The 15,203-nt window shown below is 60.4% G+C and carries 10 protein-coding genes; 3 read left to right on the forward strand and 7 right to left on the reverse strand.

Going from position 1 to position 15,203, the window contains the following annotated elements:
- Positions 1–429 precede the first annotated feature (429 nt).
- A complete protein-coding gene (locus tag IVB50_RS37305; RefSeq protein ID WP_247299815.1) occupies positions 430–1,587 on the reverse strand; it encodes an FIST N-terminal domain-containing protein in 1,158 nt (385 codons plus the stop codon).
- A 610-nt stretch (positions 1,588–2,197) separates the two neighbouring features.
- A complete protein-coding gene (locus tag IVB50_RS37310; protein ID WP_247299817.1) occupies positions 2,198–4,411 on the reverse strand; it encodes a VCBS domain-containing protein in 2,214 nt (737 codons plus the stop codon).
- 295 nt (positions 4,412–4,706) lie between these two features.
- On the opposite strand from IVB50_RS37310, the gene IVB50_RS37315 reads away from it, so the two are divergent.
- Together IVB50_RS37315 and IVB50_RS37320 are read left to right on the forward strand one after the other, a co-directional pair.
- Positions 4,707–5,327 carry a FecR family protein gene (locus IVB50_RS37315; protein ID WP_026234035.1) on the forward strand — a complete coding sequence of 207 codons (621 nt, stop codon included), beginning with the start codon at positions 4,707–4,709 and terminating at the stop codon, positions 5,325–5,327.
- A gap of 23 nt (positions 5,328–5,350) precedes the next feature.
- Complete coding sequence (locus IVB50_RS37320) at positions 5,351–6,148, forward strand: tetratricopeptide repeat protein (RefSeq protein ID WP_245288580.1); 798 nt, start codon at positions 5,351–5,353, stop codon at positions 6,146–6,148.
- 749 nt (positions 6,149–6,897) lie between these two features.
- Here IVB50_RS37320 and IVB50_RS37325 read toward each other — a convergent pair.
- From IVB50_RS37325 to IVB50_RS37345, 4 genes are all read right to left on the reverse strand, one after another.
- Entirely contained in the window at positions 6,898–8,037 is a 1,140-nt protein-coding gene (locus IVB50_RS37325; protein WP_083926610.1) for an FAD-dependent oxidoreductase, read from the reverse strand.
- 202 nt (positions 8,038–8,239) lie between these two features.
- Positions 8,240–9,025, reverse strand: a complete 786-nt coding sequence (locus tag IVB50_RS37330) for a hypothetical protein (protein WP_026234034.1) — start codon at positions 9,023–9,025, stop codon at positions 8,240–8,242.
- Between the two features lie 1,300 nt (positions 9,026–10,325).
- Positions 10,326–10,565 carry a hypothetical protein gene (locus tag IVB50_RS37340; RefSeq protein WP_143274137.1) on the reverse strand — a complete coding sequence of 80 codons (240 nt, stop codon included), beginning with the start codon at positions 10,563–10,565 and terminating at the stop codon, positions 10,326–10,328.
- Between the two features lie 184 nt (positions 10,566–10,749).
- Positions 10,750–11,262: a septal ring lytic transglycosylase RlpA family protein gene (locus tag IVB50_RS37345; RefSeq protein WP_083926609.1), complete on the reverse strand. Its 513-nt coding sequence runs from the start codon at positions 11,260–11,262 to the stop codon at positions 10,750–10,752.
- Positions 11,263–13,842: 2,580 nt separating this feature from the next.
- Here IVB50_RS37345 and IVB50_RS37350 point away from each other — a divergent pair.
- Positions 13,843–14,382, forward strand: coding sequence for a hypothetical protein (locus IVB50_RS37350; protein WP_198293420.1), 540 nt, complete (start codon positions 13,843–13,845; stop codon positions 14,380–14,382).
- A gap of 425 nt (positions 14,383–14,807) precedes the next feature.
- On the opposite strand, the gene IVB50_RS37355 is transcribed toward IVB50_RS37350, so the two are convergent.
- Positions 14,808–15,134 carry a lipocalin-like domain-containing protein gene (locus IVB50_RS37355; RefSeq protein WP_157643159.1) on the reverse strand — a complete coding sequence of 109 codons (327 nt, stop codon included), beginning with the start codon at positions 15,132–15,134 and terminating at the stop codon, positions 14,808–14,810.
- Positions 15,135–15,203: the final 69 nt, after the last annotated feature.

Here is a 15,203-nt window from a genome sequence, read left to right on the forward strand (position 1 = left end):
CGGCATATCGCTCCTTCGGTGGAGAAGTGGAGGCGTCAAGCACCCCCACGATATGCCGCCTTTCCGATTCTCGCCGTCACCAACTTTCGGCGATAGCTCTAGACAAGTTCCTGCCGACAAATACCAGGATTGCCGCAGGGGTCGAACGAGCGACCGCGGGAACGAGCGTGTTAGCGTCGGGAAATGCTACCTCTCCGAAGAACTCACAGCAGCTTGATGCTTGCTTCAAAAACGCTCGCCAAGACGGGCCGCCAGGCAGGCGCTGGTCAAATCCCTGAGCTGGCGTAAAACTCCCCGTTTCTTCATCCTTCAAGAAAATGAGGAAAGCATCGCCTCCCATAAACTTGGCTAATCGCGCGGCAGCTTCTCGCCTCCCGTTGGCGTTGGCAAAACCACTTAAAAGATGAGCCCCGTCATCCTTCAAGTGACCTACTCGGGAAATACGCAAACGACTGCAGTGCAGTTGTGAAAGCCACTGAACTGCCCCTCCGCTCGGGCGATTTGACCGTGGGTGTTACACCCCGTCAACGGCACTTCCGAAAATCGTTCTTGCAGGCTTGAGAGTTCCAACCCGAACTCGTCTCCCATACGGAGGCGAGTAGCGACGCAATCAAAGAAAAGGGCCGCCGCTGGGGGGCCGCCTAATGCATCCAAAGCAGCATTTGCAGCCTGCTTCGCGGCAGAAACTGCGGATGCCGTGCTAGTCTTCATAATTCTTACAACTGAACCAACGGGGACCTCAGCGGCGCACACAACTGCGCCTTCCTCATCCACAGCCAGAGGAACACGCAAGCGATGTTCAGCTCCGCTATCAACCCCAATAATATTGTGCAGGAAGAATGGTAACGGTTCTTTCCGATCCAAGTTCTGATGAGTCTCTTCCGCGTGTTCTACGAATGCTTCGATCGCTGGAAACCCATCAAGGCTTATCACTTTCATGCCGTCGCTCGCCGTGACGCGATAGGCTCGGGACGCAGGTTTCCAGCCGTGACTAACACCCACGCCGATCGGCTTCGAGGAGAGAATCTCCAATGCCACCGCGGCGTCGGACAAAACTTCTTCTCCACAAAATACAGTGGTCTTTTGAAATTGAGCGTTGTCCCCCGCTCCTCCACCAAAAAACTGATACTGACCGGCTGTAGCTAACGTCAACTGATCTACTAAAATATCAGCATGCCCAGCTAGAGCATCAGCTAGAACGAGAGCAGCCCGAAACGGAAATCGTCCGGGCGGTGTTGGTGTAAACCTCGAAACTATCTCCTGGGCTGCCGCAGTGGCATCCATCGCGAGGTTACGTCCAACACTATGTGAGAAGACCACATCGTCGCCCACCAACCCCAGTGCACACGCCAAGCCTTGACCACTGCTCACATTCGTAAACTCGCCGGCAGATGAAGCTCCAACAACGATGGTATCGGGCAGCTCCTTTTTTATGGCAGAAAGTATCGCTCCGTGGTCATGCTGAGGAGCTGCAAATAACACCAAGGCAGCAGGCGGTGTGCTTAGGGATCTTCGTATTTCGGTGGCCAGAAATTCGCCTGCAGTCGAGCTATCGCTCGAATCCGTCGAGACTACCGACGCTTTCATTGTTTCCCCCACTTAGACAACAGCAGTAAACAACCTCCGAAAGGATAAGTTCCAAGTAGCTCGAAAATATCAAGGGGCCTCGAGGCGGCAAAGTGACGTAAACCTTTTGGGGCTTTTACTCTGCAATCTGCCAATTCTCACCGTCGGTAATCAAAGGTTTAAAGCGAAGTTGGTTCGGGGTGTCGTAACGCTTTAGTCGGGACGCTTTCCTTCTGGCGACCCAAAGCGGACAGCTATCCGCGATCGAGCCGTGGTCGGCTGGACCTTTTTTCGGAGCGGCGGCCTGATGCGAATGTCTGCTGTCGGGCCGACGAGAAGTGGTCAACCGAACGGCCGACCGACGCGATTGACCCGAAGCGGACATCGCGAATCCTGCAAGTGCTGCTCCTGTCGCCTTTCCGAGTATGATTTTGGAGGTTACAATGACTCATTATTATCGTGCCTCGGAGCGGAAATGAAGTAGCGCCCCTTCATGGCTCTTGATGGCCGTGCAGCTTCTTGATGGCCGTGCAGCTGATGGCGGTGCGGGTCCATGAATGTGATCGGCGCAGCCATGGGAGCGCCCCGGAAAACGCCAATCAGCCGGACGCGACGAAGGCGTCGGCGGCTCTCAGAGGATCAGATCGTGTTGGAAGGGTAGCTGTCCGCCCTTGCCAGCAGCCTCCCCGTCGAAACGCCAACCCTCCGGCGCCTCATCGGCCGGATGGGGCCATGCGGCCGCGGCGGAATCGTACTCCGGATTGAGCGCGGCGACGGGTACCGAGGAAGTGACCGCCGGGGGCGTCGAGCTGGCATGCTGCTGTTCCGCACCCGCCTCGAAATGGAACGCGGGCTCGGCCCGGTTGTCAAAGCCTTGGTCGTCGGCGCCCTGAATGACCACGGTCACGATCTGCGGCGTGCCGTCGATCGTGGTCACGGTGAAGGTGTCGGTCAGCGCGTCACAAGACCTCAAGGCCTGGACCGCGGGATTGTCGGGGTTGAGGACATATGTCCACGTGCCGCAGGTCGTCATCGTGAAACTGCCGTAGCCGTGGTCGCTCGCCTGCGGACATGTCGTGGCCGTGAAGGTGTCGTCGGGATTGTCGACGTCCCGCTCGGACAAGGTGCCGCTGGCGCTTGGCGGGGGTTCGCAGGAATTGCTTGGCTCGGTCACGCGTCCGCAAATATCGCCGCAGACGACCGCGGCGTCGTTGGCGCCCTCGATGGTGACCGTCACCGTCTGTGCCGTACCGTCCGCGGCCCTCACGGTGAAATCGTCAGTCAGCGATTGACCTGCGTTCAGCGCCTGCACCGCGCAGTTGCCGTTGTCGAGCGCGAAGGTCCAGTGCCCATCCGCGGTCATGGTGAAGCTGCCGTAACCGTGGTCGCTCGGCTCCGGACATTTGACGGGATCGAACGCGTTCGACGGGCCGTCGACGTCGGTGGCGGTCAAAAGGCCGCACGCGGTTGGGACGCCCTGCGCGGAATTGTCGGCTCCGCCTGCTTCGACCACGCGACCATGCGTGTCCCCGGAGATGACGGCCGGATCGTCGGCGCCTTGGATGGTCATCGTGACGACCTGCGGCGTGCCGCCGATGGTGGTCACGGTGAAGGTGTCTGTCAGGGTCTGGCCCGCCGTTAGCGCCAGCACCGCGGCGCTGGCGGAATCCAGCGCATAGGTCCAGTGCCCGTCGGACGTCATCGTAAAGCTGCCATAGCCTTTGTCGCTGGCATGCGGAGAACTCACCGCCGTAAACGTGTTGGCCGGATCGTCGACATCGGTGTCGGCGAGTTTGCCGGTCGCGGTTGGGACGTGGTGCGCCATGGCCGCCGCCGCGATTGCGGCGGCAGTCATGGCGATCGTGGCGACGGATCCGCCGGTCTCGCCGCTTATCGCTGCCGCGTCGTCGGTGCCGGCGATGTCGATCGTGAAGGTTTGGCTTGCCGAGGCAAAGTCGTCGGACGCCGTGATCGTGAAGCTGTCGGCGTTCGGCGCCTTCAACGCGTTGATAGCGTCGTTGTTCGGTACGTAGGCGTAGGCGCCGGTCCCGCTGTTCAAGTACAGGATTCCGAAGGAGCCGGCCTTCTCGACGTCGTAGCTTGCGCCCGCGACGGTGAAAGCGCCGATCGCGCCGCCCGCGATGCCGAAGGTCGGGGTCGTGCCGGAGCCGAAGCTCGTGGCCGAGAAGCTGCCGCTGCTCGCCGAGAACTCATCGAACGCGACTGTGTCGATCTCGACGGGGCCCGACCCGAGCGTCAGTGTCGGTGGCGAATGGATCAACGGCCCATCCGGCACGAAGCTGGCCGGCACCACCAGCCCGGGAAGGGCATGTTGTGGATTGGGCCCGTCCGGCGCGTGGAAATCGATCGGCTGCAGCGTCTGATCGACCGCTTCGCCCGGAGGCGTGCCGGATCCGGACGGCCCATGGTCCTTCGAGTAGTTGTCGAGCACGTCCTGCTGCCGGCTCTGCAGGTCCTCCATCCGCGAAGCGTTGTTGGCGACCTGCGCGAAGCTGACGGACGATCCGGTCTTGCTGAGGATGACCGTCTGCCCGGGATCGTCCACGATGATGTGGCGCGGCACCGCCTCCTTCGTGATGAGTTCGAAGGTGCCATGCTCGAAGCCCTTGTAGGTGATGGAAGCATCGTCGAACAACGCGAGATCGGGATCGGCGGCCCACGCTTCTTTCAGCGCCGTCAGGATCAACGGGACGAAAGACAGCGCTCCGGCCCATCCGAGTCTCGCGACAACCGCCGACTCTACAGCGCGCCCGCCGCGGACGGACGACGGACTGCGTTGGTTCTGCGCCGGCCAAAGACCGGTGAAGACACGTGCGAGCGACATCTTGAACGCCTCGCATGCTGCCCGCTTCCGCCGAAGCGGCCGGACCCATGGATCGCGTGTGAGTCCACCCGCCGAGGTGTCCGGTTTTGCGCATCAGACTACGCTTTGTCATCCCGAGACCCCTTCACGAAATGTTGACTGAGTGCGCGCAAATGCGCTCTTTTGTTGGCGCTGAGCGGTCGGGACCATCGTCCGTTGCGACTAAAGAGTGGCGGTCGCAACATGCGGTATGGTGCGCCGGGCGCGCTCTGGCATCATTCCGCCGAAGCGGGCACTTCACGGACGGGAGCGACGCATGCACGGACTAAGGACGGTCGCAGGACTTCTCTGCCTTTTGCTCGTTGCAGTGGCGTATCCGCCTGCGCCGCTTCGGGCGCAGGACGTCAAGCCAATCGGCAAGGTCGTGACCGTCGCTGGCAAGGCAGTGATCGAGCATATCGATGCCGCGGTTGTGCAGGCGAGACTGTCCGAGAACGGGGCCAGCGCGAAGGTCGGCGATCCAGTCTATCGGGGCGACGTCGTCAGGACGGGCGCCGACGGGCGCCTCGGTATCAATTTCGCCGACGGCAGCTCCTTCAGCCTGTCGAGTAACGCCAGCATGGAAATGAGCGAGTTCGTCTACGATCCGGACGGCAAGGACAATTCAACCCTGATCAGCCTGACCAGAGGCACCTTCACCTTCGTCGCCGGCAGCGTCGCCAAGACCGGGAGCATGAAGGTGGACACGCCGGTGGCGACGTTGGGGATCCGGGGCACCACGCCCCACATCGAGATTTCGGACGACGGCACGGTCAAGTTCGCCACCCTGATCGAGGAGGGCAAGGATGCGGTCATGAAGCGGAAGGCCGGTCCGACCGTTGCGCCTCCCCGGCAGCGGAGGGCCGACCGCGCTCTCGGCATCTGCCGGGGATGCTGAAGGTCTTCGGGACGGCGCCAGTTATGATCCTGCTGCTGGCCGCCCCCGCGTCGGCGCAGAAGCCGGAAGGTCAATTCCGGAACGTCGAGCTCTGCAACGCCGCTTCGTCCCCCGACCGGAGGATCGAGGCCTGCTCTGCCTTCATCGCAGCCGGCCGTGGCGGGCCACAGGCCTTGGCCATCGCCCACAACAACCGCGGCATCGCCTACGCAGCGAAGGTCGACTACGACCGCGCTGTCGCCGACTTCGAGGCGGCCATAGGCATCGATCCGACCTTCGCCAAGCCCGTCAACAACCGCGGCGCGGCGAGACTGAGGACAGGCGACTACGACGCCGCGATGGAGGATTTCGACCGAGCCATCGCCCTCCAGCCGGCATACCCCGGCGCCTTCGTCAACCGCGCCCAGGCCTGGCTGAAGAAGGGCGATCTCGTACGCGCCGAAAGCGACTACACCGCCGCGACTCGTCTGAACGCCGACATGGAAGTGGCTTGGAGCGGCCTTTGCTGGATCCGGGCGAGCACGGGCGACCCGCAAGGCGCGGTGGAAGCCTGCGACAAGGCGATCGGGTCGGGCGCGCATACGGCTGCGACCTACGATTCCCGCGCGCTCGCCCACCTCAAGGCTGGACGGACCGATGCGGCCATCGCCGACTACGACGCCGCGCTACGCATCGACCCCACGCTCGCCGCCGCGCTGTACGGTCGCGGCCGGGCAAAGATCCGCCGCGGCGAGACGGCTTCGGGAGAAGCCGATGTCGCGGCCGCGAAAGCTGTCCGGGGCGACATCGCCGAGGAATTCGCGCGCTACGGCGTACCGTAGTCCGTCCTCAACGCGTGCCCGTCGGAGAATGCCATCTCTCCCCTACCGAGAGAACCTGAGCTGCAGCAGTCGAGCAGTTTTTTTATTGATTTTTCCCCCAGCGAGCGATACCCGAAAAATGCTAAACGGTTCTGCTTCCTACAAAACCGATAAGCAGACGTACGAAACAGAGCCAGATGGCGAACTCATCAGCTTTCGAGTCAAAACGGGGTCAGTTGATCGACTGATAAGCTTTCATACGAAGCGGAGTCAGCTGGCCAACTGATAAGGTAATACGCAAAACCTTATCAGTGCTCCGCTGGTCCGGAATGTGGACGAGTACGTATCCCGCCTACCCGAGGATCACCGCTCCTCCAAACGGGAATGACCAAGGCGTTGAGGATTCTAAAATTTTCGGTGGGGTGAGGCGCGGTTGACGTGACTAACTACGGTTACAAGCTACAGGATTTGCTCGCCGCTGCGAGACCACCGCGGCACGTCCGGCCGACGAGCGTGCAGGTCGGCGGAAGGCCGGGATGTGAATCGGCATCGAAGCATGCCCCCTCCAATGTGATGTGAATCAGAGACTTATCGTGCCGATCAGCCTCGGGCCACGCCGATTCACACCACGGCTCAAGGCTCAATTCGCGCTTCAATAGTCTTCGCGCGCGAATTCGGAGGTCCCGCGCCGAAGCTCGCCGGCGCAGAACATATCGGCCAGTGACACCGCTAGGGTAACGTAGCCGATCCGGCCACGCCGCGATATCCGCTCAGGCGAATTGAGAATATCGGGAAAGCTGAAAGAAGGACTCCGCTTCGTAGGACGGATCGGTGGCCAGTCGGGCAAGCCTTTGCCCGATGGCAGGCGCGAACTTCGCACCGTGGCCTGAACACGCGGAGCAGACGATTAGGCGGGAATCCGGCCAGCGATCGATGATGAATTCCTCGCCCGCATCGGGCAGGCGGTCGGCGGGCACGGTGTTGGTGTAGAGGCAGACGTCTCGATCGATGATTGGCCCGGCCGCGCCCGGGACAAGGGCCGCCAACGCATCGCCGACCGGGCGGAGTTCGGCCTCGGTGGCCTGCGGACCCCAGTCGTCGGGGCCGACCACGGGCCCGTGGTTGTGAGGCGCCGCTTTGACGCCGCGCTGTTCGAAGTCCGGAAAGCCGTAGACCACGTCGTTCGGACCTCGGTCCAGAATGAAGATCGGGAAACGACCGAGCGCCACAGTGTCAGGGCGGGTCGGCTTGAACCAGCCGACCGCCTGTCGGGTCACGTTGAGCAGCGCGCCCAGTGTCGGGAGTGCGCGACCGAGCCATGGACCCAGCGCCAGAATCGCGCGCTCGGCGAAGAACTCTTCGGTCACCGTGCGGATCGATACGCCGTCGTGGTGCGGCGTGAAGCTCGCGCGTTCCGGAATCACACGGTTGCCGGCGCGTGAGCGCATCAGTCTCATGACGACACCGGTCCGCAGTATCGCGCCACCGTCTTGTACTACGACGTCCCAGTCGTCGGGCAGGGCGAAAGCCGGAAATTCCTTGTTCGCTACGGTCGCGGTCAACATCGGATCAGGGCGCCCTTTCGCGATCGCGGCCGCGCGTGACGACGCCACCATCGCAGAGCCGGGGAGGCCTGCCTCCAAAACAGGGGTTTCCGTCAGAACCGTTTGACGGCTTTCGGCCTGCAGCCGGATCCAACCGGCATGAGCCTCGTCGCTCAGGCTGGTGTAGTTGGGGTTTTCGAAATTGAAGCGACGGAAAATTCGACATGAACCATGTGACGAGCCTCGATCCGAACCGGGTCCGACAGGGTCGAAGCCGAGCGCATCGACGCCGGCATCCAACAATGAGTTGAGCGCTGCTCCGCCCATGAGTCCTAGACCCAGCACGGCGACTTCGCATTTTCGCATGAAGGCCTCGCGAGCGATGCTACGACTCGCCGATCATCCTGATGATTTCGCGGGTTTACAAGGTCTACGGGAGGGCGATTACGTAGCGAAAGGGACCGCGGGGCGACAGCGGGCCAGATCCGAAAGTCTGAATAGGAGCCGCAGTCAACGGCGCCCGTCTCCATAGCTTTAGTTTCGGCCGCAGGAGCAGGTCGGTCGCGGCTTAGCGCGACCATGGCCACGATAACGACGGTTGCGGTTTTATAGCTTGCGGTCTGGCAATTGGCGCCGGCTTTGGCGCCTGGGCAACATTGGCCGACTGCCGTGGACGCGGCAATGGTACTTCCTGCATGACCTGTGGCTTTTCTGGGATTGCGTTCGTACCTTCAGGCATCATCTCCTTTGGTGCTGAGGCGTTCGCCGTGGCGCGGGCGAGTTGCTCCTGGTTTGCGTTGAGGCGATCGGTGAGCGTTTGACTTTCGCGGGCCATCTGGATCTGGATCCCTTTGACATCGTCGATGACACGGCTGTTACGTGCGAGTTCTTCCTGGCCTGTCTTGAGTTGGCGCGCCACATTTTCATTGTCGTGGACCAATTTCTCTTGCGTCACGTTAAGCTGTTCGACTGCTTGCCTCAAGGCAGCGAGATCGCGCGTCATCGACTGCAGCTGCTGCGTCAAGTCGGAAACCAGGGCGATTGCAGACGGCGCCGCGTCTTTCGGCGCCGCAGCATCTCGGGGGCCCCGCGTCAGGGGTGCAGGGTCCGAAGGGGCCCTCATCGCCGGTTGTGCGGAGGACGACCACCACCACCAAGCAGCAAAGGACACAGCCAACAGAGAGCAGACGAAGGCCACGTGGGGCTGTTTCGTCGGTTGATGGTTCGTTGCCGGTGCGCGAGACGTCTCCATGGTCGGCTGGACCGAGGCACCGTCTTCCGCCTTGCGCGTCAGGTGCGAAAGCTCCTCCGCGATCTGCCGTTCCGCGACGCTGTCGTCCCGCGTGGAAGCCATTTGGTGCTCCATGTGAACCCTTGACGATGGTGCTGACTTTCGTTGTTTAGCACAGTTTTAGCCTGTGCGCTCGGGCCCAGCGCTGCGCGCGAAGGCGCCGTCGGCAAATGAGTCCGATCGCCGAAAGTTCGAGGCTGATCGAGGCAGGAAAAAGCGCCTAAACTCCAGAGCGGCGTGTGCTTATGCCGATGTATGACGTCGAATGGCAGGCTCGCGTGTCTTGCAGCGGGCGCACTCAACCTCCAGCCAGGCGAGTCCGCCACTAAGCATTGATCGATCGTCGGGCAGGGCTGCGCAGGGCCCCCGTAGCATTCCATGCGGACGGACCAGGCTTCCGCCTCCGCCCGTCGGCTTCTCGAACGGCCTCCTGGGCGCGCTCGCGGGCTCCTTGCGCATCATCATCGCGCCCATAATCCGGCCGCTCCAGACTACCTCTCCACACTTTTCGCGGAGGATTCCGCAGGTGGCTTGTGAGGCTAACCGTCAGCCGGGAGCCCCACACCTCACTTCGGGTCAAGCGCGACTGAGCCTAGCGGCTCCCGCGATCTAATGTGTCAACGTGGCTCGAACCGTAGAAGTGACAAGCTCCGCGCGGAAAAAACGCAGAGCGCTTTCGCGGAAGGGGGCGAGCTACTGGTCCCTGGTTCTCGCCGCGCCGAGGATATCCACTCCTCCGAACTCTGGGCGCTAAGCTTTCGCGAAGACGTTCATTTTTCGCAAACCGTGGACGGCTCTAGAAATAAGCTACAGTAAGGAACTACGGTAACTCGGCTAAATGGCGATACGTGATGCCACTGTGGACATCCGCCTGCAAGGATTTGAACTTCTTTGTCCTGCTGGGCTCTTCCGACTTCGACGGGCATAGTGTCCTTTGGCACGCCTCGTGCCGCTCAACTGCGAATACTTTCTGCACACGCCGGTTTCGATTGTAGCTTCTAAAATCTTCCTTGCAGTCGCTCTTCGTCGCGTTCGTGCTCGGAAGGTCGATCCCCCGCGGATTTAAGAGAGCTGCCAGCCTGCACGCAGGATGCAAGTTAGATCAAGATTTCAGAGCTCGCTGGGCGTCACCGATCTCGCAATTTCGCCTACGTGAACGGGCGCGGGAGCAGTTGGATCATCGCGGCCAACCGGGCTCAGGCCATGGCATGTAAAGACGCAGCCCTGCCGGGAAAGGCATCGATGAGCTGCAGCCGCGCCCTCTCATGCTGTGAGATAACGGCCGGCACGATCCAGACCTACAAGGCCGGCACGTAGGGCAGGGGGCTCCGGCTAATCGTCGAAGCACGGTCCGCATTGCAAGTTAGACGGGCAGCCGAAGCCAAAGGTCGTTGCTGGACAGCGTACCGGCCGGCGTGGCTATCTCCATATCGACGACGCGAAATGAGCCGGGTTGATCATCATACAGGTAACGAAGATGCCAGACGGAGCCAAGTTCTGGTGTAATGGCGAAGTCATCTAAGGCACTCGCGACGTATCGAACGGCATCGCGATGTGCTATCGGCGCGGAGAACATCGTGTCCGTCAGCGTGGCGAGGCTCATACCCTCCAGGAGCATGGTTCGCGCGACTTCGTCTCCGTGGACGAGCCTGAGGACGGATACGAGGGCCGCGATAGCGTCAGGGTTCTTTAGAGACACGGCAGATTCGTTTCAGGCCAAAAGGCGGACTATTGACGTAAGGGCGCGTGGGCGGCGGTCGCGTGTTTTCGCAGGGCATGGTCGTCCGCTACAACACCTCAGCACGAACCTGAGCCACGCCACGATTCGTAATCCCCAAGCTGCGCGCAGCCGCCAGCGAGAGGTCGAGGACGCGGCCACGGACCCATGGTCCGCGGTCGGTGATACGAACCACCACCGACTTGTTCGTCTCAAGATCAATGACGCGGACTCTCGTGCCGAACGGCAGACGGCGATGCGCCGCGGTTAGTAGATTCCGATCAAACGATGAACCGCTCGCTGTCTTGCCTTTGGAATACGAATAGTAGGAGGCTTTTCCGGAAATAACTCGATTGAAAGATTGAGCGCCTGAACGATCTTTCAGGGGCTCTTGTCCGCTCGGGCGTTGCGCTTGCGGCTCCTCCTTCTTTGTCTTATCGAGTCCTTCAGGAGCGGGCTCGGCGTGAGCGTCTGGCACGATGGACCATCTATCATTGAATGTTTGCCCAACGGCTGGGGCGGCGTGAAGCCCCGTCCAGATTGAGACCGCTGCAATCACGATCATTCCAGAAAGCGGACGCATGATCGACCTCACTACAAATCACCAGACTGACAAACAATGCAAACTCGTAAGGCGCGTTCCGGCACATCGGGATTCATGTGTAGAGAGGTGATCTGATACCGATTTGAATGTGTTGCATGGCGAAGAGTGGAAGCAGCGCAACAAGCAGATGGTCCGCTGCAGCGCATTCACGAGAACCGGCGAGGCGTTCTAGAGCTCGACGCTTTGCGAAGCAGCGTCAACCTGGCCTGGCGTGCAGGCGGTTCAGTGGCGTGAATCTCTTCGCCTGATTATAGAGACGAGCAGGACATTGAACGGGCCACGGGCAGCTCGTGGGGCGAGATGCCGCGAGCCGCCTAAGAAGCTCCGCGCGTTATCCAGCCTCGCTCGCAGTGGATCGCAACCGTACACGGCTCTTCTGTGTTATTCCAATCGCCGGCAGTTTGCGTCTTTCGCGCTTCTTCAGCGAAACTGCCTCGGAGCAATTGCTATGAACATAAATCTCCGAAACGAACTCGCGAAGTTGTTGGATGACGTCCAAATAACGCCAGAAAATGTCGGACCTCAGCAGTTGGCTACCACTTCTCCCACAGGAATGCATGCGCGAAGGAGGCCGGTGACATAGGGACTGCTCTCAGCTGGCGCATGCGCTCTGGTTCCACTGGCGTTTAACGTGGCCGCTGTCCTCTCTCCTCACTAAAACGGTTGAGCAAAGAACCAAAGGCCGCCTCAGTTGGCGGCCTTTTTACAAGTAGGGTACGCCAGTTTACGTGAACGAAACCTCTGATCAGTAGCGCCGATAGTACCGATGGGCATAAGGCCGACGAACGACGACTACGCCGCGGCGATAGGCAGGACGATAGACCGGGCGGGTTCGGACGCATCCGTGCCGGCCGCAAACCAGAGCTACCGTCTCAACGTTCGCGATGTTTGATTGTCCCAACGGAGCAACGGGCATTGCCGATGCCGTTGCAATTGAGAATGCCGCCCCACCGAGAACGGTTATTGCGGCAAGTGTAAGTTTGTATTTCATCCATGCTACTCCGGCGGAGCCCATCCCCGCTGACCAACCTTAGACGTTCCTTCCTGAACCTCGGATGACCACGCCGCAGCTTTCGCGCGCGCCCTGGCTGGCTGTATGTTTCGGCACAATTGGGCCACGCGCGAGGGGTTGTTCTCTCGATCCTATCCGCCGGGCGGCCGCGCGGTGGCTCTGCGACATGGCTTGCCAATGAAGTTCACGCTGGCGCGCCGATCACCTCGTATTCGAAGCCGACGCCCTCCCGATCGTTCTCATCAATCCAAGCCTGCGCCACCTCCTCTGTAGCGAACCACTTTCGGCGGGGGCGAGGCGCGCCATTACAGATCCTCGCGCAAGGAGGATCTTGTGAATGCAGCGCGCGTCGCGCGGAACGGCCCCGACCCCTGCGCAAGCATGGCTCACCGGGGAAGGGGCGCCCCGGTCCCCATTGCGGAACGAACTCCAACCGAAACGGATATTCGGGTATTCGGGTCCGTAGGCGCCGGTTGGTTCCTAAGCCATAGGTCGATCTTGGGAGCCTCGTAAATTGTTCTAGAGTACTGCGATGGCTGGCAAGAGAACGTCCGAAAGAGAGTTCCTGCCCTCCTAAACCAAACAGGCGAGGTGGAGGCGCGGCAGGTTGTCCAAGAGCAAGTCTCGATCACCAGCCGGCGCTCGTCAAAGGTTCGAAAGTAAGATGAAACGAAGGCCGTCACAGTTGGCGGAGTCGTATTGTAGCTTCCGGCACTTGGGAACTGCCATGCGGTACGTTGCGTATGTGGTCGATTTATCCGGCGTTGCTCGGGCGGTTTATCAAGACAGTCCGACGGATGAAGGCGCCAGAACGCGAGCAGAGAAATTTCTCGATACGTACCCCGCCGTAGAGGTGTGGGATGGTCCTCGCAGAATTGCCCGGCTGGTGCGTGAGAGCTCGGGCTGACCGGTCGAGAAAAAGCGAGAGCTACGCCGGGTTGGTTCGGATCTGCTTACGATCATGAATTGACATTTCGCCGCGGCTCGTGGCTTCCAAAATCTTCATGGCGCGCAGGAACGAGCGGTTCGACTTTTAATTGTTGCCCAAGCAACCGTCCAGGTGCGGGAACCTCGTGGCATTAACATCGACGCGCGTGTTATGACGACTGTTCAAACGGCCTTGCTATTGCGGCCGCAGTGCACGCTCTGCACTAGATCGTGGGCGGTAATCGACACATCAAGCATCAGAGGGCACGGCGGATGTAACCGGCTCGACGATCTTAAGGGCCCGACGTGGAATGCGTCGGGGCCGTTTGTTAGGGCTCCATCTACACCGGCAGCCGCTCAGGGGCGCGAAGCGGAAATTATATCGCTTCGATCCGAGCGTTGCCGGTGGTCACCCCGGAGCAGACTTGACAAGTCGGACGAGTGCAAGGCTCTCTCTCTCTCTCTCTCTCTCTCTGCGAGTTAATCAGATAGCGTCGCAACGTCTGGCCGTGAGGGTTGACGATATTGGACCGCGATCGCTGTTAACCTTGGCCGCTTTTCGGCCAAATTGTTGTTTGTTGCTTGGTACTCGGGGCAGGACCTCATTTTGGAGCCCTGCAATGTTCAAGCAAGTATTTTCTGCGTGTCTCTTCGTTGTCCTCAGCTCGATCTGTTCGGAAGCAAGACCCTACCGCATCGGCCACGCGCCCGAATGCAACGTGATCATGCCATGTGACTTCTCGTCCGCGCAGACGCGCGGCGAACGAATTTCGCAATATTCACTGCAGGCGTATCGTCCCAAACAACTCGTAGTAACCGCAGCCAACAGCTTGGCGATGAGTGTCCCTGCTGAGAGCCGGATCGCCGGGGGTCGGCCGCCCGGCTGCCCGGCGGCATTCTGTGGTTGTGGCGCAGCGCTGCGCGTGTTTGGTCGTGTGGTGCCTGAACTAAACCTCGCAGCCAACTGGCTACGCTTTCCGCGTACGTCGCCGTCGCCCGGAATGGTCGCGGCACGCCGTGGGCACGTCTTCGTACTAGAACAGCATCTCAGAGGCGACATTTGGATGGCGTATGACGCCAACTCAGGCGGACACGCGACAAGGATGCACGCGCGATCGTTGCGCGGCTATACAGTTGTCAATCCACACGTTGCGGCCTGAAAGAGCGCGCGCCAGTTGGTGTACCGGTTTGTCGCTACCCGAACGTCAGCGCGTGTGCCCACGACCGCCGCCTGTGGCGCACTGGAAGGGACGGCCCCCGACCGCCAGCCCCCGTGTTGGTCGGGGCCGATTTTCGTCTGGTGCCCAACGCTCTGACACCATCTGACGAGAACCAGCCGGTTGGTTTTCCGGTTTTTTACAGAGTGGCGTTATGTCGCGTGCGATTGCCACCGTTCAAATTCGACTGGGGCGCCGCTACGCGCTTCCAAGTGGTTCGCAGCGTCATACCGTTTGGAGTTCAGGGATTGTCGAATTTTAGTTCGTCTGAGTTTAGCAAAGTAATCGTTCTTTTCTGATTGGGAATGGCGGCGACATTCGCGGAGGTGCTGGCTGCAAGGTTGACCATCATACCTTTTGTATTTTCGTCAACCGAGTATGTGCCGTAATAGGCAAATGCTTGACGCCACGATACTTTGCGCCTCCTCGGGCGTCGCCTTGGCTCGGTCATTAGCCGCAATCTTTGGAATTTCCGCGCGCGATTGGAAAAGCGAGAAATGGCCATCAACTGAGAAAATCATCACACCCTTTGGGGAAGGACCGAAGGGTTCGCCTATTTGGCCGTCGTCCATTTCACTGGTAACAGCGACTAGCGTCCACGCACCAACAAGCTGTTCCTTAGCCGACTTCTCTTGCGCGAATGCTGCGCCCGACAGGGCAAGCCCAAGCCCGATAGCAACAATGGCTTTGTTCATTATGTCCTCCACCACAAAATTTAATTGTTCAACTACGGTCACGTGAGATCAAGGTCGGCGTGAGCTTCG

This window comes from Bradyrhizobium sp. 87, assembly GCF_023073015.1.
In the GTDB taxonomy this organism is placed as follows: domain Bacteria; phylum Pseudomonadota; class Alphaproteobacteria; order Rhizobiales; family Xanthobacteraceae; genus Bradyrhizobium; species Bradyrhizobium canariense_D.

What these genes read in the sequence shown, in the direction of transcription:
- IVB50_RS37345 (WP_083926609.1), bottom strand. Translation starts at nt 11,262, where the DNA reads ATGCGTCCGCTTTCTGGAATGATCGTGATTGCAGCGGTCTCAATCTGG.
- IVB50_RS37340 (WP_143274137.1), bottom strand. Translation starts at nt 10,565, where the DNA reads ATGAGCCTCGCCACGCTGACGGACACGATGTTCTCCGCGCCGATAGCA.
- IVB50_RS37330 (WP_026234034.1), bottom strand. Translation starts at nt 9,025, where the DNA reads ATGGCTTCCACGCGGGACGACAGCGTCGCGGAACGGCAGATCGCGGAG.
- IVB50_RS37355 (WP_157643159.1), bottom strand. Translation starts at nt 15,134, where the DNA reads ATGAACAAAGCCATTGTTGCTATCGGGCTTGGGCTTGCCCTGTCGGGC.
- IVB50_RS37315 (WP_026234035.1), top strand. Translation starts at nt 4,707, where the DNA reads ATGCACGGACTAAGGACGGTCGCAGGACTTCTCTGCCTTTTGCTCGTT.
- IVB50_RS37350 (WP_198293420.1), top strand. Translation starts at nt 13,843, where the DNA reads ATGTTCAAGCAAGTATTTTCTGCGTGTCTCTTCGTTGTCCTCAGCTCG.
- IVB50_RS37310 (WP_247299817.1), bottom strand. Translation starts at nt 4,411, where the DNA reads ATGTCGCTCGCACGTGTCTTCACCGGTCTTTGGCCGGCGCAGAACCAA.
- IVB50_RS37305 (WP_247299815.1), bottom strand. Translation starts at nt 1,587, where the DNA reads ATGAAAGCGTCGGTAGTCTCGACGGATTCGAGCGATAGCTCGACTGCA.
- IVB50_RS37320 (WP_245288580.1), top strand. Translation starts at nt 5,351, where the DNA reads ATGATCCTGCTGCTGGCCGCCCCCGCGTCGGCGCAGAAGCCGGAAGGT.
- IVB50_RS37325 (WP_083926610.1), bottom strand. Translation starts at nt 8,037, where the DNA reads ATGCGAAAATGCGAAGTCGCCGTGCTGGGTCTAGGACTCATGGGCGGA.